The organism is Streptomyces venezuelae (genome assembly GCF_008642375.1).
Lineage (GTDB): Bacteria > Actinomycetota > Actinomycetes > Streptomycetales > Streptomycetaceae > Streptomyces > Streptomyces venezuelae_G.
Window position 1 is genome coordinate 1,338,499 of the sequence record NZ_CP029194.1, and the last position, 22,315, is coordinate 1,360,813.

A 22,315-nucleotide genomic window follows, 5' to 3' on the forward strand; every position below is an offset into this window, starting at 1 on the left:
CTCGAGGGGAGGGTGCGGCGTGAACATCACCAACCCCTTCCTGGACCCCACCCGTCAGGCGGAGTTGTACGGCCACGCCTCCCGCCTGGCCGGGCGATCCAACGCCCTGCTGCGGGCCAAGACCGCCGGTCGACCTGTACCGGACGCGATCGTCCAGCTGGTACGAGCGCACCACGATCGGCCGGATCGTCTGGGTCTGGTGCTGGACGTCGGCTGTGGCCGCGGCACGAGCAGCATGGCCCTCGCCCAGCAGCTCCGGCCGCAGCACGTCATCGGGCTCGATGCCGCCCCGGCTCTGATCGAGCAGGCTCGCCGGCGCGCCCGTCACGTGCCCGGCCTCCAACTGAGCTTCCTCCGAGGTGATTTCCACCAGGTCCCCCTGCCGACCAGCTCGTGCGATCTCGCCGTCGCCGCGTTCTGCCTATACCACTCGACGCACCCGGAGACGGTGATCGCGGAGCTGGACCGGGTTCTCCTCCCCGAGGGTCTGGCCGTGCTCGTCACGAAGGACCTCCACAGCTACCGGGAGATGGACGAGCTGGTTGCCACCGCCGGCCTCGATCTACGGGCCACCGGGCACGAGAGCCTCTACGTCTCGGCGCACAGCGGCAACCTCGCCGACCTGGTCTCCCCGTCGCTAGACGTCCTGCGCACAGAGGACGAGGAACACAGCTTCACCTTCGACGGCCACGACCACGTGGCCGAGTACCTCGCCACCAACCCGAAGTACCACCTGCCTCGTGGTCTGTACGGCAACCCGGGTGCGGTGGCGGCAGCTCTGCGCGACGTCCTGCCCGATCGGCCGCTGACCACACGGTCCGTCGTCACGTTCGTCGTGGCCCGGCCGACGAGGGGCCGATCATGACGGCCGGCTGCTTCATCAAGCACTACGAGACTCCCGCACGGGTCACCGCCGCTGTCCGCCACCACGCCTGGATCGCCGAGCACGCGTCTCCGCTCCGGCAGCCGGCCGTGACTGCCGTTGGGTCGACCAGCGTGACGTTCGAGCGCGTCGAGGGCCGTCCGGCCAGGCCGGAGGACCTGCCGCTTCTGGCGGAGCTGCTGGGCGATGCCCATGGGGCCGCTTGGACCAGCGATCTCAGGTCGGCCCCGCTGACTGCGCCGCACCACTTCCAGGACGGCACCACGCTCGACGGCTACCTGGGCCCCCGCCAAGCAGCCCTACAGCGGCGGCTTGAGCAGGGGTATCTGCCGGACGAGTTCGCCCTGCACGGGATGCTCACTCTGCTGGAGAAGACCGCCGAGGGGCCCACCTCCTTCTACAAGGACAGCAACCCCCGGAACTTCCTCATCACGGAGACCGGTGCCGTCTACACGGTCGACACCGACGACCTCACACTCGCCCCGCTGGCGTACGACCTGGCCAAACTGATCGTGACGTTGATCGCGACGTACGGACCGCTGTCCGAGGGTGCTGTCGACGAAGCCCTGGCGACTTACAACCGAGCCGCCGCATGCCATGACGTCCGACTCGGCGCGACGGGCCGTGAACGGCTCGACGACTTCGTCGCACTGCACGCCGTCCTCACAGCCCCGTACGCCGGGCTCAACGGCTACCAGCACGGCTGGCTGCCCGGCATTCACAGACCCCGAGGTTCCGCATGATCACGACCGAACTCGTCTTCGTCCGCCACGGCGAGGCCCAGTGCAACATCGATGGCGTGGTGGGAGGGCCGCGCACGTGCACCGGACTGACCAACCTCGGCTATGCACAGGCCGAGCGGGTCGCGTTACGGCTCGTCGCCGAGCACCGGGAGAGGCCCTTCGACGCGCTCTACGCCGGCCCGCGCATCCGCCTGCGCCAGACCGCCGAGATCATCAGTCAGGCCCTCCGGATCCCGATGCTCGTGGACGAGCACCTCGACGGCCCGGTGCACGGCGCCGCCGACGGCCTGCCCTGGAGGGAGGTGAAGAACGCCGCCGACGGCGGGCCTCATGCCCACCCCGACACACCGTGGGCCGAGGGATCCGACACCTGGAACGGCTATCTGGAGCGCGCCGGGGGCTTCCTCCAGCAACTCCTCGAACGGCATGAGGGCGACCGTGTCCTGTTCGCGGCCCACGGCGAGACGGTGATCGCCGCGAATACCCTGCTCCTGGGAGTTCCGATCGGCTCGCCGGCGGGGTTCGCCGTGTCCCACGGCTCCATCACGAGGTGGCAGCGTCATCTCAACCGGCTGGGGCAATGGCGGTGGATGCTCGACCGGCACAACGACATCGAGCACCTGACGACTCTGACCGCAGCGGAGACCGACTCGTGATCGCGGCCTTCGACGACCCGCGCATCGAACTGGCCCGCGAGACGGTCGGAGCCGTCCGGGTACTCGCCGACCCCAAGCTCCCACCCCGCCTCCTTCGCCTGACGGACACCCGCGGACGAGAGTTCTTCGCCAAGCACCACAGCGAGCGGGAGCGCTACTTGCGGGAGGTCCACTCCTACGGCGAGTGGGTGACCTACCTGAACGGCCATGCTCCCAGGATGGTCGCTCGCCGGGACGCGACGTGCACGCTGCTGCTCACGGCCTTCCCCGGCGCGAGTGCGGACACCCTGGCACCGGGATCGCCCGAGGAGGAGCAAGCCCACTACGAGGCCGGGCGAGTCCTGGGGACTCTCCATCACACCACCGTGATCCCGCGTACCGGTGCCATCGGTGCGGAACTGGCACAGCGTCTGGGTTCGTGGATCGCCCGGGCGGACCGGGCCGACCTCATCTCCGCGGCCGAGCACAACCGCCTGCGTCACAGTGCGGACGTCCTGGCGAACACCCTCATGGACAGTGCGGTGTGCCACCTCGACTACCAGCCCCGGAACTGGCTCGTCGGTGCCGCCTTCGGGCTCTGCGACTTCGAGCACATGCGCCGTGACGCCCGTATCCGCGACTTCGCGCGGCTCGAGTTCCGCCGCTGGCAAGCGGCGCCCCAGCTCCGGAAGGCGTTCTTCGCCGGCTACGGCACTCCGCTGACCGATACCGAGCAGCGCCTGCTGGAGTCGTTCGGCGCCATCGAGGCGGTCACCTCCCTCGTACGCGGACACGAGCAAGACGACCTCGCCCTCAGCACCCACGGCCGCACCGTCCTGGCCCGGCTGACCTGACATCCCCCTCCCTTCACTCAGGAGACCTCCGTGTCACAACACCTGCCCCACGTCGCCGCCGCCTTCCCACGACGAGCGGTGGTGACCGGCGCCGCCGGCTTCATCGGCTCCCACCTCGCCCACGCCCTCGCCCAGGCGGGGACCGTCGTCATCGGCGTCGACCGCCGGAACCCGGCCGTCGACCACACGGCCGCCGCCAACCTCGTCCCGCTGCACGGGATCCCCGGATACGTGCACATCACCGCCGACCTGCTGAACTGCGCCATCGACCCGCTCCTGATCGACGCGGACGTCGTCTTCCATCTGGCCGGGATTCCCGGCGTCCGCCCGTCGTGGGGACCGCAGTTCGGCGAGTACGTCGCCTCCAACATCCTGGCCACCCAGCGCGTGATGGAGGCCGCCACACGGATCGGCGTGCCGCGACTGGTGGTCGCCTCCTCCTCCAGTGTGTACGGCCCCACCAGCGGCGGTGCGAGCATGGAGACGGATCAGCCGCGGCCCTCGTCGCCCTACGCGGTCACCAAGCTCGCCGAGGAGCAGCTCTGCCTGGCGCACGCCGCGCAGGCCCACTGCGCCACAAGCGTCGTCGCCCTGCGGTACTTCACCGTCTACGGCCCCCGGCAGCGCTCCGACATGTTCACGCACCGCGCCCTGCAGGCCGCCCTGACCGGCCGGCCGCTGCGCCTGTACGGAGACGGACACCAGCGCCGGGACTTCACCTACATCGACGACGCGGTCTCCGCCACGATCGCGGCCGCCACAACGTCGAACGCGAGGGACGTGATCAACGTGGGCGGCGGCTCCAGCGCCTCACTGCTCGAAGTCATCGGCATCGCGCGAAGCCTCGTCGGCCGCGAGATCGAGGTGCACCAGGAGAACCCTCGCAGCGGCGACGTCCTCACGACCCGCGCCAACCCCGGACGCGCCCACGAGGACCTGGGGTGGCAGCCACAAGTCGACCTCCACAGCGGCATGCGCTCCCACATGCAGGCCCTCGCCGCCGAGCCGGCCGTGTACGGCCGCGCGGCATAACCAGCCAAAAGGAGAAGGAGATCGCCGTGGCCGGCACCACAGCGCAGCAGACGACACCACGCCACCACATCGCCATCATCCCTTGCCGGTGGGGCTCTTCCCGGTTTCCGGGCAAGCCCCTGGCCCAACTCGGAGGCAGGCCCCTGCTCTGGCACGTCCACCAACGCTGCTTGGAGGCGAAACGTCTCGACGGCGTGGTGGTCGCCACGGACGACGAGCGCATCGAGGAGGTGTGCCACCAGCTGGGCATCGAGTGCGTACGCACGGGAGAACACCTCACCGGCACCGACCGCGTCGCGGAGTGCGCCGAACACCTGGCCGCCAACGCCTACATCAACGTCCAGGGCGACGAGCCGTTCATCGCCCCGGCCGCGATCGACGCCGTCTCCCAGGCGCTGGACCACCTGCCCCCTGACACACTCGCGGTGAACGCGTACACGCAGCTGGACAGCACCGGCGCCGTGCTCGACCACAACGTCGTCAAGGTCGTCGTCGGGACCGGCGGGAACGCCCTGATGTTCTCCCGGAACGCGATCCCCTACCCGCGAGCGGGCCGCCCGACATACCTCCGTCAGCTGGGGCTCTACGGCTTCACGCGCGAGGCTCTCAGTCTCTTCCGCCACCTCCCGCAAGGGCCACTCGAACGAACTGAAGGCGTGGAAATGCTGCGCTTCGTCGAGCACGGCCACGGCGTACAGATGGTCGCCGTCGTGAACGGCGGCGTGGCGGTCGACACGCCGGAGGATCTGGTGAGGGCCGACGCCATCCTCCAGTCCCTACGCACATGAGGAACCTTGATGAGCAACGACCCGTGGAACACCATCCGCACGCTTGCCGCGCTCTTCACCCAGCTCGACGGCGAACGCGGTATGACTCCGGAAGAGCAGTGGACCCTGCAGGTCCTGAAGATCTCCGAGGAGGTCGGTGAAGCCGCCCAGGCCGTCATCGGCGCCCGGGCGACCAACCCCAGGAAAGGACACAGCCACACCTGGGACGACGTGCAGGAAGAGGTCACCGACTGCGTGATCACCGGCATGGTCGCCCTGGCACGCATGCGTCCCGACGACGCCCCGGACTACTTCGCCGCCGTACTCGCGAGGAAGGCGGCGAAGTTTCTGCCCGGCTCGGCCGGTGCCGCTGAGGGCGCATAGCCGCATCGGCTTTCGTCCGCCGGCGTCCGGCTCGGTGCGCTACGCCCAACGCACCGAGTCGGAAATCTCCGTCAGAGCTCGTCGGTCGGATCCCACACGTACGGCAGGGTGTTGTCGGCTTCCCACAGGTCCCGGTGAATGGCCTCAAGCAGCTGGATGCGCTGCTTCAGCTGCGGTACCAGTTGCTGAATCCGGTCGATCGCTTCCTTCGGCTCGGCAGGGAGGACAGTGCGTGTCAGCAGCATCATCTCCCTCCTGGCGTCCTTGTTGATGGCTGCATGCGGCACACGCACGATGACGGTGTAAGCGTCGACCTCGGAGATCCCCCACTGCCCGTCGGCATCCCTGACGGCCCAGATCACGGAGTGGGTCGACGGGGAGAGGGTCAGCTGCGTGTCGGGGCCGATCATGGCGCTCAGCACCGGAAGGTGGACTCCGTCGTCGCCTGCGAGAGCAGCTGCCTCTTCCGCGGTGACGACCGACGGCCTCTTGGTCAGCGAGTTGGCGATCCGGCGCCTGGAGGCGTCGTCAAGGGACTCCGCCGGCGTCGAGGTGGGCATCTCAGGATTCGCGTTCTCGGTCCAAGCGTTGCGTGCCCCGCCAAGCGGGTCCGTCTCGGTGTCTCCCTCGTCGCTCCACCACGTGATCACAACGAGTCGGCAGTCGGGCAGACTCGCCGGGTAGAGGACGTGGGAGACGACGTCGACAGTCTCCCAACCGAGCGCGGGCAGAGACATCTTGAATACGTGCCCGTCCCGGTTGACGGAGTGACCGGCGTCCCCCTCCCATATGCGCGCCACGTCAGCATCCTTGCAAACGTCGCCGATCAGCCCGAGCAGCTCCGGGTCGTCGCCGTGCCCGGCGAGCGCGTACTTGAGCATGCGTACGTAGGCGGCGACGTGCTGGTGCCAGTCGTGGTACTGGACACGGGCCTCCTGGCTGGTCAGAGCCCAGCGCATGAGGTTCGCACCCGGCTCCATCACCCAGGGCCACCACTCAGCCATGGCTTGGTTGTAAGCAAGGATGTTCCACTTCGCGTCGCACAGGTAGGTGGGGTCGGGCATCTGCTTGTCCACCAACAGGCGCAGAGCGCTGCGCACCCGGGAGTCGCCGCCGGCGTCCGGGTCAGCGGTGTTGAGCTGGTTGTACAGGAGCAGGGCGTGATGCTCGTCGCGGTCGAGCTGCAGCAGGTCAGCCAGGTTGTCGCACTGCTCGCGGTCCAAGCGGCGGGCGGTGGCTCCTCGCTCCAGGTCGCGGTACCAGCGCTCCGACTTGAGGATCGCCCGGGCGACCTCTTCCTGGGTGACGACGCGCCCTCGCCGTCGGCCGGCAGCCTTGCGCCAGGCGCGGAGCTGACCACCGAACCCCATCACCTGGCCGGCGGTCGGCGTTCCCTGCGCGTCACCGAGGGGGGTCTCCTGGCTTTCGGCTCCGTAGCCGCCGGACCGGCTCCCCTTCGTGCTCATCTGAGCTGTCCCCTCTCCATCTACACGTGTACTTGTCCGAGAAGGCGACACTGCCTAGATCAAGGCGCACCAAAAAGGGGCCGCCGCAATATGCGCCGACCCCGCCCTCGATCTCCCTACTCAAGAGTACGTGATCATTTCCGGGCCGCTGGACCAAGATCGAATCCCTGTGGCGGGCGCCACTTCCGCCAGTGAAGGTTGTTTACAGGTAAACCACAACGAGTGCGCCTTCGCGGCGAATCGGGCATTCGACCGGCAGATAATTTCCGGTTTCGAAACCGGAAAAAGATTGCCGCTTTTTCGCTTGGGACACACCTGACCCCGCGCTTCCGATTCCTACCACCCATCGCCATCTCAGACGGCCCATCACATCACCAGCAGGGTCAACGGAGTTGGGCACGCGAAGGAGAACGTGGGCCCTTCACTCCTCCCGTTCTACGCGCGTCACACCCTTGTGTCTGGCTCGTTGACGGAGATGCGACGGGAGGGCTTAAATCCTTCTGACCAGCTAGTTCAACAGCTTGTTCGTGACACGCGACACAGGGGTCTGATCAAAATGTGGCACCGGCCACACGACTGCCGCTCCATCGCTGGCGCAATCCCGCGTCACGTTGCAGGCCGTATATCCCGGCAGGCGCGTTGCGATTAGTAGAGAGTTCTTGAGCCAAGTCTGGATCTTGACGAGGCCCCTGCGTATGTTCATCGTCCCCGCGGCGGCCGCACCGGGAGTAGTGAGCACGAGGAGCAGGGTGAGCAGCAACCGGACAGTTTAGGTCCTCAAACAGCGGCGGCGTCCAGGAGCGGGAACTCCCGGACGCCGGACGCCTCACTGCGCAAACCCGCCCCGGCAAGGGCGGAGATTGCCCACCATCACCGCGCTGGTCCCTTCCGACGGGGCGCGCCAGCACGGCAACACTGCAAAGGAGATTCTGGCATGCCCTCTTCCCTGCGCGAAAGGCCCGAAAGTCCGGTCTGCGCGGCCACCCCCTTCCCACCGGGCCTCATACGGCCTGGATCCACCCGCGGCCCGGCCAGCCTGCCGGCATGCTCCCGCCCGTCGCGCGGGAGCGGCCGATGAGCGGGGAAGCACGCGAGTGGGTGTGGGAGAGCAGCGAGAGCAAGGGCACCGCGCGTCTGGTCCTCCTCTCGATCAGCGACCGGGTCGCCGACGAGCAGTGTGTCGCCTTCGCCTCCGTGGCCAGCCTCGTAAGGCGTACGAACGCCTCGCGGACTGCGGTGCGGGAGGCCCTGGACCGGCTCCTGGCCGGGGACGAGCTGGAGGAGCTCGTCGACCTCGAAGGCCCGCAGCGGAGCACCGTCTACCGCCTGCCTCTCGCGGCCAAGGCTCTGACTCAGGGCGAGCCCATGGCCGACGCCTTGCCTGCGGACGAGGCGATCCCCGAGCGGCCCCTCCACCTCTCGGCCCTCCGGCGGTACGGCATCCGGCCCAGGAACGGGACCGATTCCGACCCCTCATCCCGGATCTCGGCACGTACGGATTCCGCCCCCTCCAGCCGGAAACCGACCCCCCGACGGGTCGGAATCCGGCCCCCGGAAGGAACGGATTCCGACCCCCAGAACCGTAGTGAACCGAAGGTAAACCCTAGGAACAGCAGTTCCACTGCCGTCACCACGGCCGGCGAGTGGCAGATCGACCCCGCCTCGCACACCTGGGCTCTTCAGGAGGGCCACCTCGCCCGACTCGGCGAGCACGGACTGCAGGCGGCCGACGAGAAGTGGCGCGCGCACCGAGCCGCCTGGTCACGCCGTTCGGCGGATGTCTGGGCCGCCGACTGGCGGGCCTGGGTCGCCCGGGAGCGTTCGGGCCGCCCGAACCTCTACGCGCTGCCGGGGAGCGGTGCCGGGCCCGCTCCAGCAGGCCGGATGACCCGAGCGGAGGCTCACACCGCCGCCCTCCTCGCAGCCCTCGAAGAGCCGACCGGAACGGAGTAGCACCCCGTGGACCGACGAGAAGTCGCCGCAGTCCTGGCCTACATCGGCCGACTCGACCCCCGCACCATCCGCACCGAGACCGGCGAGGCCCGAGATCAGATCGCGCAGTGGCACGAACTGCTCGCCGACGTGCCCCTGGCCACAGAGCACGGGTGGGACGCCCGCGCCGCGATCAGGGCGCACATCCTCGACTCGCCGTTTCCGATCCTCCCGGTCGACGTCGCCCGCAAGTGGCGCTCCCATCGACGCGACCGCCTCGGCCGGCACACCGACCCGACGCCGGCCACGGATCCGGACAACGTCTCCGCCTGGCGGGCTGAACTCGCAGGCCGTCGAGATGCCGTTGCCACCGGCACCGCCGCGCCCTCGACCCACCAGCAGATCACCAGCGGTCGCGTCCAGCCCGACCTGGAGACCCGGCTTCGCGCAATCGGCTCGTGCATCCCACCGGCCGTCCGCACGGAACTGGCCCCTTACCGGCCCGCCCGCGCAGCACGTGAGGCAGCCATCGCCCAAGGCCACGCGGACTACCTCAGTGTCCGGTGCAGTTGGTGCCACGCACAGGCGGGCGAACTCTGCCGCAGTCGGCGAGTCGGCCCCGATGGAGGCGCACGCGGCAACGCCCCGCGCGCCACGCCGCACCCCAGCCGAATCGAGCTCGCAACCATGCAGGCCCGGCAACCGGCCGTGGTCGCCTAGCCGCCCACCGGCGGCACACTAGGCGCCGGATCAGGTGCCGTACGACGCCCCCGGCGATGCCCGCTGCCCCAACCTCCACCCGACCCGGGCGGATCCGGCCACCCTGCACGCCGTAGCCGCCCTCATTACCGCGTCCGGCCACCCTCGGCCCCGCCTCCCGCCGGCCGACGCGAGTGACCTCGGAGACTCAACTTGCGCACCATCACCACCCACGAAGCACCCGCGACCTCCCTGCGCGGGATCGCCGACACCAGCTGGCACACGCGCGGCGTGTGCCACGGCATGGACCCTCACGACGCCGACGCCACCTTCTTCCCGCTGCCCCGGGATCGCGAGGCCATCGACGAGGCCAAGACCCTGTGCGCACAGTGCCCAGTGCTGCGCGACTGCTTCAACTACGCCCTCGAGAACAGCCTCAAGGAAGGCATCTGGGGCGGCCTGACCGAGTCGGAGCGCCGCCCCTGGCACGACGGCCTGCATCAGCGGATCGACTACAGCCGCGTGATCGCCGTCTTCCACGGCCGCGACGTTCACCTCACAGCCGCCGAGCGCCACGTCGTCGTCAATCACGCCTACGCCCGGGGCTGGCGCGCAGACCGCCTTGCATTGGCCCTGCAGGTCAGCCACCAGCATGCCCGCGACCTACTGACTCAGGCCGCCAACGCCGTTGCCGACCGCGACCGCTACCACGAAGTACCCCAGTCGCGGAAAAAGCGAGCGGCGCGCAAGCCCGAGACCAGCTCACCCGCGACGATCCAGCCGGTGTCCCGGTCGGTCCGCACAACCTCCCTGACCACCTCGCTCGGAAAGGCCGCATGAGCCCCGATCTGTCGTTCGGCGTCGTCCCCGACCTGCCCCTTCTCCTCGCGATCGTCATTCCCGGTGCCGCTGCCGTCGCTCTGGGCTGGGGGATGCGGCGCCGGGGCTCCATGCGCCGGATCCGACGGTCCGGCAGTCCCGCGGTGAAGGTCGCAGCCATCGCGGCCCTCGGCTGCACCGCCTACAGCGCGGACACGAGCTGGCGGTTCGCCGCCGACTACCTCGACATGGCCGGCACCGCCGAGCGCGCTGGCATGTTCGCCGCCGCCGAACTCGCCCTGTTCGCAACAGCCCTGATGGCTCGGCAGAACCTGGCCACACGGGGAGCGCCCGGCCTGCCGGGCACCCTGGTCTGGGTCATCACCGGAGTCCAGGTGATTCCGGCGTACGCCGAGAGCGGGCCCGTGGGCGGCACCGTCCGGGCCTTCGTCGGCCCGGTCATGGCAGCGATGCTGTGGCACCTCGCCATGGGCATCGAGCTGCGCCTGCGCACGCCTGGTGCCGCCTCCCACGGTCTCCTCGCGACTCTTGGTCGAGAGGTGCGGGAACGGCTGCTGTCCCGTCTCGGCATCGCAGCGCGAGACCGCGACGCCGCACAGATCACCCGTGACCGAGCCACGGCCCGCGCGGTCACCCTCGCCGCCCGCCTCGCCGAGCTCACCCCCCAGCGGCAGCAAGGCCGGCACGGTCGGCGCCTCGCACGGCGTCTGTCGAGGGCGATCGGCGGCTCCGCAGTCGGCACCGACCCAGCGCAGCGGGCCGACCTCCTCAAGCAGCTCGCCGCACGCCGGCACGCCCTCACCCTCGCTACGGTCCCCCTCCCCTCCCCCTGGTCCCCGCCGCACCACAGCCAGGTCGCCGGCATCGAACGGATCGGGGACCGGGTTCTGACCGACACCGAAGCGGGGACCGCCACCCATGGGGACCGGGGACCGACGGGCACCGAGCCGGGGACCGACAACCACCGGGACCGGGGACCGACCGACGCCGAGTCGGGGACCAGTCCCGGGGACCGGGGACACAAGGTCGCCCGTCGGCGAAAGCCGACCACCAGGGCCAAGCCCACAGGCAGCGGCGTTGGCCGGACCCGCAGCCGCCCGGTCCAGCGCCCGTCGCGCGAGCTGGAAGTGGCTGTCGACCAGCTCGTGAAGCAGGTTCAGCCTCACGTCCCCGCCCTGCTGGCGCGGGACGGCAACGAAACCCTCACCCGAGTCCAGCTGCGCGAGATCCTCCGCCGTGAGGGCCTCCAGGGCGGCCGGAACGAACGACTCAGCCTCGTCCTCCAGCAACTGCGGAGTGAGGAGAGCAGCGCTACTACAAGGAGCACCGCCCGATGAAGACCTGCCACCGCTTCGACGTCATCCGCAGGGGGTACGAGCGGGAGATCGGCTTCCTGAGCGCCCACTCCCAGCGGTATGCCGGCAGGCCATCTGCCAAGTCCAGTGCGCATCACGCACTCTCGGCGAAGTCCCGCATGGCCAGAGCCCTGAGCAGCCACGTCGAGCGTTGCCTCGAATGCGGCTGACCCAGCGAAACCGCAGCCCGCAGCCCCCATCCCGATCCGGTGGCCCGGCACCGCGCCGGGCCACCGCCCCACTTCCGGAGGCCCCCATCGACGCACTCCGCAACCGCTCTTCCGCTGCCACGACCGCCGAGGCAAGCACCTGGGCGGACGTACTCGTCCGCCGACAGTTTCTGCACGCCGCAGTCCAGGCCCCGACCGGCCAGTGGCTCGTCCAGCACGAGCCCGACGGTCCCCTTCTTGTCCTCGCGGGACCCGCCGACGTCGTCGAGCTGGCCGCCTCGATTCAGCACCGTATCCGCTCCACGAGGCACTGAATCCGATGACGCATCCGTACGAGAACGACAGCACCCCGGGTCCCGTTCATAACCACAACTCAGTCTCGGGGCGAGCAAGTTATCCCCTTGGATACTCCGCCTTGAGCGGAGTATCCAAGGGTTCCGCGACCCCTCCGGGGCAGGGGGACGTCCGGCGCCGGGGGACGCCAGACGAAGAAGCTGCGACCGAGGGCGGATCGCAGCCAGGAGGACAGGAACGCGGCACAGACCGTGCCGAGCCCGATCTCGTCCCGCCGACGAAACCCCGTACCCGTCGCCGTAAATACCAGCGCCGCCAGCGTCCCCATGTGCGCAACACGCGATTCAGCGACGACGAGCTCGCCCGGGTTACCGCCGGCGCTGGCGCCGCCGGTCTCACCGTCGCCGGCTTCCTCGCCCGCGCAGCCCTCAGCGCCGCTCGCGACCTCGACCGAACCGCCAGCGCGGTCGCCGGAGAGCGAGAGGTCATCGCCGAGTTCTTCGCCGCCCGGCGACACCTCGGCCACGTCGGCAACAACCTGAACCAGCTCACCCGCGCGATCAACGCCGGAGCGCACCCGCCCGAGCTCGACACCGTCCTCGCTGTCACCGAACGGGCCGTCCAGCGCGTCCAGCACGCCACCGATCGGCTTCTCGCCCAGAACTAGGAACACACGACAGGCATGATCCCCAGGATCCAGAAGCGCGGGCAGCGCACCCTCGGCCTCCTGTATTACCTGTACGGGCCGGGCAAGTACGAGGAGCACACCGACCCGCACCTGGTCGCTTCCTGGGACGACAACGCCCCCGACCCGGGGCGCCACGAGGCCGCCACCCTCAAGCAGCTCCAGCAGCTCTTGGACCAGCCCCTGGAGAACATCGATGCCTCCGAGCGACCGACGAGGCACGTGTGGCACCTGTCCATTCGTAACGCGGCCGAGGATCGGCTCCTCTCGGACGAGGAGTGGGGCTCCATCGCCCACCGCATGGTCGCCGCCGCCGGAATCGACGACCCCGGACGGGGCGGGGTGGGATGCCGATGGGCAGCGGTACGGCACGCCGATGATCACATCCATATCGTCGCCACCCTCGTCCGGGAGGACGGTTACAAGCCCGACCTCAACAACGACGCGTCCCGCGTCCAGGCCACCGCCCGAGCCCTGGAGGTGGAGCTGGGGCTGCGCCGCCTCAACAAGGGCGACGGCACCGCCGCGCAGCGGCCCACCAGCGCAGAACGCCACAAGGCGGAGCGTCAGGGGCGCGAGCGCACCGCGCGGGAGGAACTACGCGAGACCGTGCGCCAATCGGTCGCCGGAGCGACGAGCGAGGCCGAGTTCTTCGACCGGCTGGCCTCCGCCGGCCTGCTGATCCGCAAGCGAATCGCCCCGTCCGGGGACCTGCTCGGGTACAAGGTCGCTCTCCCCGACGACCGCAACGCCCAAGACGAGCCGGTGTTCTACCCCGGTGCTCGGCTCGCGCCGGATCTGTCCCTGCCCCGCGTCCGTGAGCGCTGGGCCGCCGGTCCTCTCGGCCCCGAGCCCGCGAGCGCGGAGCCGTCGAAGAGCCCGGTGGCGAGCGGTCCGGCGTCGGCTCGCCGGCAGACAGCCTCGGCCGCCTGGCAGGCAATGCTGATCGTCGAAGGCGGAGACGACACGGTCGCCGCCGCCCACATCGCGTCGGCCGGAGAGGTCCTCGACGCGCTCGCCAAGACCTCCGCCGCACACACCCGGAGCGAACTGTGCGAAGCAGCCTTCGCGTTCGAGCGCGCCTCCCGCTCGCACGTCCGGGCCGAACGCGGACACGACCGCGCCCTGCGACAAGCCGCCCGCGAGCTCGTCCACAGCGGCCCTGCCCTCGGTCGCGGGGAAGACGGTGCGACCACGGCGATGGCCATCGACATGCTGTTCTTCCTGATCACCGCCGCCGCTCACTGGCACGCGAGGAAGAACCACACCCAACAGGCCGCCGCCGCACACCAGGCCGCCGCTCACCTGCGAGCCGCATACGAGGCCGCAGCCACCCAGCCCCTCGGCGCGCTCTACCAGCGCGGCCGGCATCTCGCCCATCCCGTGCGACAGCGACAGGCGACGCTGCTGCGCAAGACGCTGCCGGAACTGGCCGAACAGATCCTCTCCGAGCCCGGCTGGTACGCGCTCGCCGCCACGCTCAACGACGCCGAGGCCGTAGGCCACGACCGGGCCTCCTTGCTCACCGAGGCCGCGGGGCGGCGGGAGCTGACGAGCGCGGAATCGGTCAGCGACGTGCTCGTGTGGCGCCTGCGCCGCTCCGCGGACCTGCCGGCCGACACCACCGACCAGGTGCCGGCCGGTCACGCCGAGGGGACGTCAGCGCACCGTACGAAGGGATCGGCGCGCGGCCCGTCGGGAGCTCCGCGCCGCAAGAAATGACTATCGACTCTGTGAATAGAACCTGGTCAGGGGCTTGTGGCACGGTCATGATGCCTGCAGGACGAGACGAGGGAGGATCACGGGTGTTTCACCGGATGCGCCGGCGCCGCACGGAGCAGGAGATCACCGCGATACAGCGGCAGCAGGCAGGAATCGCGGCGTGGTTGGCCGTCCAGGTGCCGCCCGTCGGCTCCTCCCAGCTGACCGCGGCCTGCACGGGCCCGGTCACCGGCCCGACGGCCACGGCGGACGACTTCCTGCCGGCGGACCTCCGGGTGCCCAGCCACGATCAGCTCGACGGCCGCATGATGCCCCGGCCTCACCCCCTCGTCATCGAGGATGAGGTCGTCGCCTGCGCAGAGTGCGGGGAGTACCGGGACTGGCTCATCCTCTCCACCCACGACGAGATCTGGCTGCGCTGCCGTGCCGGACACCAGCAGGTCGAGCCTCGCCTCGACACCGCCTGGTACAACCGCGCAGCCGGCCCCGCGGACGCGACGCACGCCACGTTCGAGGACTGCCTGCGGCACCTCGGCCACTGACCTCTTTCCCTTCGACCCCACCGGGCCCGCTGGCCCGCACTGTTCGACCTGTCACCGACAACACAGGGGTCCCCATGCGCGTTCGCGTCGTCTCCATCCTCGGCCTCACGGCCATCACCGTCCTCTCGACGCCCGCCTGCTCCAGCAGCTCCCACAACCCCACGGCGTCTCCCTCCGCCACCGTCGCTCCCATCGGTGCGCGGGCCAGCGGCGAGGCACCGCTGCCCTCGGCGGCGCTGGAGCCGCTCCTGCTCGACGAAGGCGACCTCGGCAGCGACTACACCCGCAAGAGCGAGCAGCCCAGCCGCTACGACGACGTGACCGTCCTGGGCTGCTCGGCCCTCGACGAACTCGGCGGCATGGCCGCCACCGGCGGCTGGCTCGCCCTCCCCCACAAGGCGAAGGCGTCCTTCACCTACGCAGGCGGCGGCTCGGAAGTGTCCGAGGAGCTGTACAGCGACTCGGCCGACAAGCTGTCGGACAGCGTCGGCCGGATCTTCGACGCCATGACCGGCTGCCCCGAGTACCAGGTCCTCACCGGCAGCACCGCCGTCGACATCACGACGCAGATCGCGACAGCGCCCCGGTTCGGCGACGAGCGGTGGAGCCAGCTCCTGACCTTCTCCGCCGGCGGACGGGACTCGGTCGTCAAGCAGACCGCGATCCGCACCGGGACCGTCTTGGTGGTCGTCTCCGGCTCGCCGGCCCTCGTCGACCGACACGTCAGCAAGGCGCTTTCCAAGGTGACATCCGCCCGCTGACGTTCGCTCTCCGTACAACGTTGCCCTCCGCCAGAGGGCGAATTCCAGGGGTCGTCGGTACATCGCAGTTGATCTGGCCGTACAGCGAGCGGCCTGGATGGGGCTCAGCGGGTCTTCGGGAGTGGCGGAAGACTATGGGCGCGAAGTGCCAGATCGTGAACATGAAAGAGCGGGCCCCGGTGTGATGCCGGGGCCCGCTCCGCGTTGTCAGCGGTCAGTTGCAGCAGTCGCAGCCAGGACGGCAACCGCAGGCGTCCACTTCGGCATCGGCCGACGACGGGGCCAGGGTGGTGGACGTGGGCGCGCAGCAGCCCTTCCCCTGCCAGGCGTCGCGGCCTTCCTTCATGGCGATGGCGGCGATGACGAGGGCGGCGATGGGGTCGGCCCAGGACCAGCCGAGGGTGGCGTTGAGCACCAGGCCGAGCAGGAGCACGGCCGAGAGGTAGGTGCACAGCAGGGTCTGCTTGGAATCGGCGACCGCGGAGGCGGAGCCGAGTTCGCGGCCCGCGCGACGCTGGGCGGCGGACAGGAAGGGCATGATCGCGAGCGAGAGGGCAGCGATGACGATGCCGGGGATGGAGCGTTCGGCCTCGCCGGTGCCGGTCAGCGCGCGAACGGCGTCGAAGGAGACGTACGCGGCGAGCGCGAAGAAGGAGACAGCGATGATCCGCAGGGTGCGGTGCTCGCGTGCCTCCCGGACGGCGTGGTCACGGGCGGAGAACTGCCAGGCGACGGCGGCAGCGGAGGAGACCTCGATGATGGAGTCGAGGCCGAAGCCGATCAGGGCGGTGGAGGAGGCGATCGTGCCGGCGGTGAGGGCGACGATCGCCTCGATGACGTTGTAGGTGATCGTGGCCGCGACCAGCAGGCGTATGCGTCGGGTGAGTGCGTCGCGGCGGGCCGGGGAGGGACCGAGGGATATCGATATCTCGGCGGTCATGGTCAGCAGCAACCCTTCTCGTCGGCATCGATGCAGGTCCGATCGGTCTCCACGGCCACCACGGCGGTGCGCAGGTCGTCCAGCGCGTGGCCGAGGCGTTCGTCCGCGAGCTCGTAAAGGGTGCGGCGGCCGTTGGGCACGGTAACGACCAGACCACAGTCACGAAGGCATGCCAGGTGGTTCGACAGACGGGTCCGAGAGACGCCGAGAGCGTCAGCGAGGTCGGACGGGTAGGCAGGGGCATCGCGCAGGATGAGCAGGATGCGGCAACGGATTGGGTCGGCGAGCGCGCGGCCGAACCGGGCCAGCACCTCGATGTCGGAGGCAACAGTCAGCACACCATGACAGTACACAGGAATCTGAATTCAGGGAATCCTGGATTGGTGATGGTGCGACGCACCTCGTACCTGGAGGCGCGGAGCCCACCGTTCTGTCGGCCACGCCGCGAGCGGTCTGGACAGCGCTCGGTAAGGACTCCAACCGAGCGTCTTCCGCAGCCGGCCGTTGCGCTCGTTGGCGACCGCGGCGAGCTGTTCGCGGGTCTGGCGGGGACAGGTCGGTGCGATCGGGGAGGTACGAGCCCGGCTCCCTGAATTGGGAGTCCGGGCTTCGTTCCATGTGGAAGCGTTCAGCCCGCCGGCGCGCGCAGGAGCCTGTCCTGGGTGCTTTCGGGGAGCACGCCGCGCAGGACTGGTGCGGTGGAGCTGAGCGAGGCGGCGAAGCGCGCGACGAGGTCGTGCGGCACGCTGGCGCTGAAGGACGCGGCCCACAGGCAGGTCTCCCCAAGGGCGGGTTCCGCCCACGCCTGCCATCCGGCCGGACCGGCGACGTCGGCCCCAGCAGTCAGGGCCCGCGGGTCGGCGTCCTGGATGAGGGGCGGAACCTCGCCGAGGCTGAGGTGCGAGGTGAAGGTGGGGTCCGTCGCCCCTGCGTCGGGCTGGTCGATGTCACGAAGCCAGCCATGCGCCGTGACAGCGTCGAGGACCAGGTCGGGCCCGGTGAACGCGGTGGCGGTTGCTTCTCGGGCGTCGAGCGCGACGAGGAATTCTGCCAGGACTTCGCCCGGGACGTCGGTGGTGAAATAGGCCGACCACTGCGCGAGCGGACTGTCGGTGTCCGCGCGGGCGGACACCTGCCAGGCGACCGGAAGCTCGCCCAGGTGGAACGGCTCGTCCGGCAGGGCCCATTGGGCCCACCGGAGGGTGTCGGGGCTGATGTGAAGGACGGTGCTGCGCAGGACCTGCCGGTCCTCCGGTGCCTCGTCCGGCTCCTGGCGTCCGCGAACGATCGCGAGGCTCGTCCAGCCGAGGGCGGCGAGCGTGTCCGCGACGGTGTCGTAGAGACGACCGTCGTCACCGGCCAAGTGGCGAGGGCCGACCCAGTAGCGGGTCTGGGCGCTGCCAGGGGTTGATGAATCGAGCGGGGAGTTGCGGTTCAGGGGCGCCTCCAAGGGCTGTGTACGGGGCTACTGCCCGCCGGACCGGCAAGCAGAACGGCGGGGGCGACGCGGGGGCGCCAGTACGGGTGCCTGCCAGGTGAGAGCGACGGCCACCTCGGGCGGGAGAGGACCCAACTGGCTACTCTCGTCCCGCCCCTCGGCCAGGTAGACGACGGGCTTCTCCTGCTCGTCCAGGGCCTCGACGATCCGCGATACCCGGTGGGCCATGGGGAAGAAGGGGTTCATCGCCAGCAGCAACGGCGCGCTGTGATCACACGCGGAAAGGCGATTGATGAGGTCGCCGACGGTCATCTCCGGTCGCTCCACGGGGGAAGTCTCCTTGAGCTCAGGGGCGTCTTGGGGAAGGCGGACTCTCGAACCGCCTGATGTGCGGGGGACTCGAGGCTCACGCTCACAGAGGCCGGGACGTCTCCAGCACACGAGCCACAGCGGCGGCGACAACGTCGGCCGGCGTCTGGGTGTCGAAGGCGATGCTGTAACCGGGGACCTTGGCGGTTCCGGTGACGGCGATCTTCCATCCCTCCCCATCGGTACCGGGGCGACCGAGCGGATACCAGCCGAGGTAGAAGCGTCCGTCCTTCGAGCTGACGTGCACATCGGCCCGGTCGTCCACGACCACGTGAAAGTCGGCCGCGGAGAATTGGTCCATCACGAACATGGGCTGGCCCGGGCCGAGCTGCCACTCGCGCAGTCGCAGGGCCTGGATGGTGGTGGAGAATCCGGGGCTCACAGGAGCCGCGGTCATGGGCCTTCACCTCACTGACCTGTGGGTTTTCCGGGAAGGTCGTCTACGTTGACATGCCCCTGCACCCGTTGGCCAGTCTTTCCTGGATCCTTCCTGTCTGCCCCAGGCGAACAGGATCCGTACGTGGCCCTGTGGGTTCCCAACCTCACCTCCCTTCCCATCGGCGATGTCCACCGGGTGGCCAGTTGGACAACGGGATGGGATTCACGCGTCACGAGCGCACGAGGCGGGGGACGGCGTCCCCGACTTCCTTCTCTCGACGTTCCCGTCTTCGCCCCCTTGGCGCGGACGCGTGTACCGGCTTGCGCGTCGGCGGTGCCCGTTCGCCTGCCGCATCGGCAGATGCACTGACCCGTTCACGCCGCGCGGTCGCGGCAGCCACCGCCGGGGCAGCCGTGCCGACACACCGGTGCCACGAGCTTGGCAGGTGGGCGACTCAACCTGGTAGATCGACTTCGCATGCCCCTCGCCAGACTTCCGCCATCGAGGGCACCCGGAATACCCCCGGGGGGTATATGGTTCTGATCAACGTCCTGAACGGACAACACCAGAAGGCGCATCACACCAGTGGAGATGCCATGAGGAATCACGCCAGCCACGACCAGACCAACCACGGAGTCCACAGCGGCCACGTTGGCCACGGCGGAGCCCAGCCCGGTGGGCTGTCGGTCTCCGAGAACGGGTACACCCTCGAGATCGACTCGACGATCCTCACCGCCGGCGTGCAGCCGGTCAGCTTCCGGGTGATCGGCCCCGACGGGCAGGCAGCGACGGAGTTCACCCCTGAGCACGAGAAGGAACTGCACTTCATCGCCGTCCGGCGTGACACGACCGGGTTCCAGCACGTGCACCCGGTGAGGGACGAGAAGGGAACTTGGAGCACCGAACTGGCCCTGGAGCCGGGCGACTGGAAGTTCTTCGCCGACATCCACCCGGCCGGCCACGACGGGACCATGACGCTGGGGATCGACGTCGCGGTCGCCGGACCGTACGACCCGCGGCCACTCCCCGAGCCCACGGGGATCGCGCAGATCGGCGAGTACACGGTCGCACTCGACGGCGAGCTCGTGCCCGGCGAGGCGAGGGCGTTGACCCTCACAGTCAGCAGGAACGGCAGCCCCGTCACCGACCTGCAGCCCTACCTGGCCGCGTACGGACACCTGGTGGCCCTGCGGGTCGGAGACCTGGGCTACCTCCACGTCCACCCGGAGGGCGAACCCGGTGACGGCACCACCACACCGGGGCCCGAGATCGCCTTCATGGCCGTCGCGCCGTCGGCCGGCACCTACCGCCTGTACCTGGACTTCCAGCACAACGACGTCGTCCGGACAGCCGAGTTCACGGTGCGGACCGCCACGGCCGCTCCCCACTTGGACGCGACAGCCCCGGCCGCACCCGAGCACAGCGGCCACCACCACGGCCACCACGCACACCACTGACCGCATGAACACAGCCACATCGGAAGGAGCGTCATGCCCCGCCTGACCCGACTCACGCCCGACACGGCCGTCGGCGCCTCGCGCGACCTCCTCGCCGACCTGGTCACCCGCCATGGCCAGATCGGCGACATGGTCTCCACGATGGCGCACTCACCGGCCGTGCTGGGCGGATACCTCCAGCTCAGCAGGGCCATGGGACGAGCCAAACTCGACCGCAAAATCAGCGAACGGATCTCGATCGCCGTCCAGGCACTCCAGGGCTGCGGGCTCTGCCTCGACGCGCACGTCAGTGCAGCCCGCTCCATGGGAGTGGACGAGGAAGAGATCGAGCGCGCCCACGCGGGCACCTCGGCCGATCCCGCGATCGCGGCGATCATCACCCTCGCCCTCCAGGTCTATCGCGAGCCGACGTCGATCACCGACGAACAGGTCAGCGCGCTGCGTGAGCACGGCTACAGCGACCGCGCGATAGCCGATGTCGTCGGCGTCGTCTCGCTCAACATCCTCACCGGCGCCTTCAACCTGCTCGCCGGCCTCACACCGGGGAGCGACACCGGTGCGTAGAGACACCCCCGCCTGCACTCGCGGGGCACGGCCTCCACCCCAGGGCCGTGCCCCGCCGCATGGACACGGAAGGAACCCGCCATGCGTCTGTTCGCCATCCGCGACTACCGCCATCTGTTCAGCGCCCAGGTCATCGCCCTGTTCGGTACCGGGCTGACCACAGTGGCCCTCGGGCTGCTCGCCTACGACCTCGCAGGACGGCGCGCCGGCATGGTCCTCGGCACCGCCCTGACCATCAAGATGGTCATGTACGTAGCCATAGCCCCTCTGGCTGCCGCGTACGTCGACCGGCTCCCCAGGAGAACTCTTCTGGTCCTCCTCGACGTGGTCCGCGGCGTGGTGGTCCTGGCACTGCCGCTGGTCTCCGAGGTCTGGCACATCTACGTCCTGATCGGCCTGCTCCAGGCCGGCTCCGCCGCGTTCACCCCGACGTTTCAGGCCGTCATCCCCGACATCGTCACCGGCGAGTCCGACTACACGCGTGCGCTGTCCGCGTCCCAGGTCGCCTCCACCATGGAGAGCCTGCTCAGCCCCGTGCTGGCAGCCGTCGCCCTGACGTTCATGAGCTTCAACTGGCTGTTCCTGGGCACCTCCGCCGGATTCCTCATCTCCGCCCTGCTCGTCTTGTCGACGCGCATCCCCGACGCCCGCCCCAGTACCCACACCAAGGCATGGGACAAGGCGGCAGCGGGGATCAGGACCTTCCTCAGGACGCCGCGGCTCCGCGGCATCATGGCGCTCAACCTCGTGGTTGCGGCGGCAGGGTCGATCGTCGTCGTCAACACCGTCAACTACGTCCGTGACGAGCTCGGCGGCTCGCAATCGGACGTCGCCTGGATGCTCGCCGCCTCCGGCACCGGAACCCTCCTGGCCGCCCTCGTGCTGCCCCGCGTTCTCGACCGGATCGCCGCCCGCACCGTCATGATGACCGGCGCCGGGGTCCTCGTCGGCGGCACAACCGCTGCGGTGACGTTCATCGCGGCTGGCCTGACCACATGGACCGGTACGGCGATCATCTGGACCGTGATCGGTGTCGGTATGGCACTGATCATCACGCCGACCGGCAAGGTCCTGCGCGCCACCGTGGGACGGAACGCGATCCCCGAGGCATTCGCGGCCCAGTTCTCTCTGTCACACCTGGCCTGGCTGATCACCTATCCCGTCGCGGGATGGCTCGGCACGAACGTCGGCTTCACCCTTGCCTGGTCCGTCCTCGTGGCCCTTGCCGGAGTGGGAGCGATCGGTGCCCTCCTCCTGTGGCCGCGCCACGACGGACGCGAAGCGATGACCAGCCCCGCGACACCCGCCCGGCACGCGCCCAGGACGGACCGGTCCACCCTGTCCAAAGCCGCGTGAAGCGCCGCGCACAGCGCTCTGACTGTCTGCGTCGCGCACAGCACGCGC

At 69.6% G+C, this 22,315-nt stretch carries 25 protein-coding genes; 19 read left to right on the top strand and 6 right to left on the bottom strand.

Features of this window, described 5'->3' with window-relative positions; genetic code table 11:
* Positions 1-19 precede the first annotated feature (19 nt).
* Genes DEJ46_RS05760 through DEJ46_RS05790 form a run of 7 tightly spaced genes read left to right on the top strand, consistent with a single transcriptional unit; the run spans position 20 to position 5,298 of the window.
* The gene (locus tag DEJ46_RS05760; protein WP_150264479.1) at positions 20-865 is read left to right on the top strand and encodes a class I SAM-dependent methyltransferase; all 846 of its coding nucleotides are present in this window, start codon (positions 20-22) and stop codon (positions 863-865) included.
* Positions 862-1,626, top strand: a complete 765-nt coding sequence (locus DEJ46_RS05765) for a phosphotransferase (RefSeq protein ID WP_150264480.1) — start codon at positions 862-864, stop codon at positions 1,624-1,626. The genes DEJ46_RS05760 and DEJ46_RS05765 overlap by 4 nt, the downstream gene beginning before the upstream one ends.
* Positions 1,623-2,282, top strand: coding sequence for a histidine phosphatase family protein (locus tag DEJ46_RS05770; RefSeq protein WP_150264481.1), 660 nt, complete (start codon positions 1,623-1,625; stop codon positions 2,280-2,282). Before DEJ46_RS05765 ends, DEJ46_RS05770 begins: the two co-directional genes overlap by 4 nt.
* The gene (locus tag DEJ46_RS05775) at positions 2,279-3,115 is read left to right on the top strand and encodes a phosphotransferase (RefSeq protein ID WP_150264482.1); all 837 of its coding nucleotides are present in this window, start codon (positions 2,279-2,281) and stop codon (positions 3,113-3,115) included. The genes DEJ46_RS05770 and DEJ46_RS05775 overlap by 4 nt, the downstream gene beginning before the upstream one ends.
* A gap of 30 nt (positions 3,116-3,145) precedes the next feature.
* Positions 3,146-4,147, top strand: a complete 1,002-nt coding sequence (locus DEJ46_RS05780) for an NAD-dependent epimerase/dehydratase family protein (RefSeq protein WP_223834529.1) — start codon at positions 3,146-3,148, stop codon at positions 4,145-4,147.
* A gap of 26 nt (positions 4,148-4,173) precedes the next feature.
* Positions 4,174-4,935 (top strand): 3-deoxy-manno-octulosonate cytidylyltransferase, encoded by a 762-nt coding sequence (locus tag DEJ46_RS05785; RefSeq protein WP_150264483.1) that lies wholly within the window; start codon positions 4,174-4,176, stop codon positions 4,933-4,935.
* Positions 4,936-4,944: 9 nt separating this feature from the next.
* On the top strand, positions 4,945-5,298 hold the full coding sequence (locus tag DEJ46_RS05790) for a MazG-like family protein (RefSeq protein ID WP_150264484.1): 354 nt from the start codon (positions 4,945-4,947) through the stop codon (positions 5,296-5,298).
* A 71-nt stretch (positions 5,299-5,369) separates the two neighbouring features.
* On the opposite strand, the gene DEJ46_RS05795 is transcribed toward DEJ46_RS05790, so the two are convergent.
* Positions 5,370-6,764 carry a helix-turn-helix transcriptional regulator gene (locus tag DEJ46_RS05795; protein ID WP_150264485.1) on the bottom strand — a complete coding sequence of 465 codons (1,395 nt, stop codon included), beginning with the start codon at positions 6,762-6,764 and terminating at the stop codon, positions 5,370-5,372.
* A 1,074-nt stretch (positions 6,765-7,838) separates the two neighbouring features.
* Here DEJ46_RS05795 and DEJ46_RS05800 point away from each other — a divergent pair.
* The 9 genes from DEJ46_RS05800 to DEJ46_RS05845 all read left to right on the top strand — a co-directional run bounded on the left by DEJ46_RS05800 (position 7,839) and on the right by DEJ46_RS05845 (position 15,764).
* A complete protein-coding gene (locus DEJ46_RS05800) occupies positions 7,839-8,717 on the top strand; it encodes a helix-turn-helix domain-containing protein (RefSeq protein ID WP_150264486.1) in 879 nt (292 codons plus the stop codon).
* 6 nt (positions 8,718-8,723) lie between these two features.
* Positions 8,724-9,416 (top strand): hypothetical protein, encoded by a 693-nt coding sequence (locus DEJ46_RS05805; protein ID WP_150264487.1) that lies wholly within the window; start codon positions 8,724-8,726, stop codon positions 9,414-9,416.
* Positions 9,417-9,608: 192 nt separating this feature from the next.
* The gene (locus tag DEJ46_RS05810; RefSeq protein ID WP_150264488.1) at positions 9,609-10,235 is read left to right on the top strand and encodes a WhiB family transcriptional regulator; all 627 of its coding nucleotides are present in this window, start codon (positions 9,609-9,611) and stop codon (positions 10,233-10,235) included.
* On the top strand, positions 10,232-11,572 hold the full coding sequence (locus DEJ46_RS05815) for a hypothetical protein (protein ID WP_150264489.1): 1,341 nt from the start codon (positions 10,232-10,234) through the stop codon (positions 11,570-11,572). The genes DEJ46_RS05810 and DEJ46_RS05815 overlap by 4 nt, the downstream gene beginning before the upstream one ends.
* The gene (locus DEJ46_RS05820) at positions 11,569-11,760 is read left to right on the top strand and encodes a hypothetical protein (RefSeq protein ID WP_150264490.1); all 192 of its coding nucleotides are present in this window, start codon (positions 11,569-11,571) and stop codon (positions 11,758-11,760) included. The genes DEJ46_RS05815 and DEJ46_RS05820 overlap by 4 nt, the downstream gene beginning before the upstream one ends.
* Before the next feature lie 319 nt (positions 11,761-12,079).
* Entirely contained in the window at positions 12,080-12,721 is a 642-nt protein-coding gene (locus DEJ46_RS40870) for a plasmid mobilization protein (RefSeq protein ID WP_411757723.1), read from the top strand.
* Between the two features lie 15 nt (positions 12,722-12,736).
* Entirely contained in the window at positions 12,737-14,461 is a 1,725-nt protein-coding gene (locus DEJ46_RS05835) for a relaxase/mobilization nuclease domain-containing protein (protein ID WP_150264492.1), read from the top strand.
* Positions 14,462-14,544: 83 nt separating this feature from the next.
* Positions 14,545-15,003, top strand: a complete 459-nt coding sequence (locus tag DEJ46_RS05840; RefSeq protein WP_150264493.1) for a hypothetical protein — start codon at positions 14,545-14,547, stop codon at positions 15,001-15,003.
* A 74-nt stretch (positions 15,004-15,077) separates the two neighbouring features.
* Positions 15,078-15,764, top strand: coding sequence for a hypothetical protein (locus DEJ46_RS05845; protein WP_150264494.1), 687 nt, complete (start codon positions 15,078-15,080; stop codon positions 15,762-15,764).
* Positions 15,765-15,978: 214 nt separating this feature from the next.
* Here the strand turns inward: DEJ46_RS05845 and DEJ46_RS05850 are convergent, their stop codons facing one another.
* The 5 genes from DEJ46_RS05850 to DEJ46_RS05870 form a co-directional block, all read right to left on the bottom strand.
* On the bottom strand, positions 15,979-16,704 hold the full coding sequence (locus DEJ46_RS05850; RefSeq protein ID WP_150264495.1) for a cation transporter: 726 nt from the start codon (positions 16,702-16,704) through the stop codon (positions 15,979-15,981).
* Positions 16,705-16,706: 2 nt separating this feature from the next.
* Positions 16,707-17,042 (bottom strand): ArsR/SmtB family transcription factor, encoded by a 336-nt coding sequence (locus DEJ46_RS05855; RefSeq protein WP_150264496.1) that lies wholly within the window; start codon positions 17,040-17,042, stop codon positions 16,707-16,709.
* A gap of 290 nt (positions 17,043-17,332) precedes the next feature.
* Positions 17,333-18,154, bottom strand: a complete 822-nt coding sequence (locus tag DEJ46_RS05860) for a DUF317 domain-containing protein (protein ID WP_150264497.1) — start codon at positions 18,152-18,154, stop codon at positions 17,333-17,335.
* Between the two features lie 15 nt (positions 18,155-18,169).
* Positions 18,170-18,454 (bottom strand): hypothetical protein, encoded by a 285-nt coding sequence (locus tag DEJ46_RS05865; RefSeq protein WP_411757812.1) that lies wholly within the window; start codon positions 18,452-18,454, stop codon positions 18,170-18,172.
* Positions 18,455-18,554: 100 nt separating this feature from the next.
* Positions 18,555-18,908, bottom strand: a complete 354-nt coding sequence (locus DEJ46_RS05870) for a DUF317 domain-containing protein (protein WP_150264499.1) — start codon at positions 18,906-18,908, stop codon at positions 18,555-18,557.
* A gap of 578 nt (positions 18,909-19,486) precedes the next feature.
* Between DEJ46_RS05870 and DEJ46_RS05875 the strand changes: the two genes are divergently transcribed.
* From DEJ46_RS05875 to DEJ46_RS05885, 3 genes are all read left to right on the top strand, one after another.
* A complete protein-coding gene (locus DEJ46_RS05875) occupies positions 19,487-20,347 on the top strand; it encodes a hypothetical protein (RefSeq protein ID WP_150264500.1) in 861 nt (286 codons plus the stop codon).
* A 33-nt stretch (positions 20,348-20,380) separates the two neighbouring features.
* Positions 20,381-20,911: a carboxymuconolactone decarboxylase family protein gene (locus DEJ46_RS05880; RefSeq protein WP_150264501.1), complete on the top strand. Its 531-nt coding sequence runs from the start codon at positions 20,381-20,383 to the stop codon at positions 20,909-20,911.
* An 81-nt stretch (positions 20,912-20,992) separates the two neighbouring features.
* A complete protein-coding gene (locus DEJ46_RS05885) occupies positions 20,993-22,267 on the top strand; it encodes an MFS transporter (RefSeq protein WP_150264502.1) in 1,275 nt (424 codons plus the stop codon).
* Positions 22,268-22,315 lie beyond the last annotated feature (48 nt).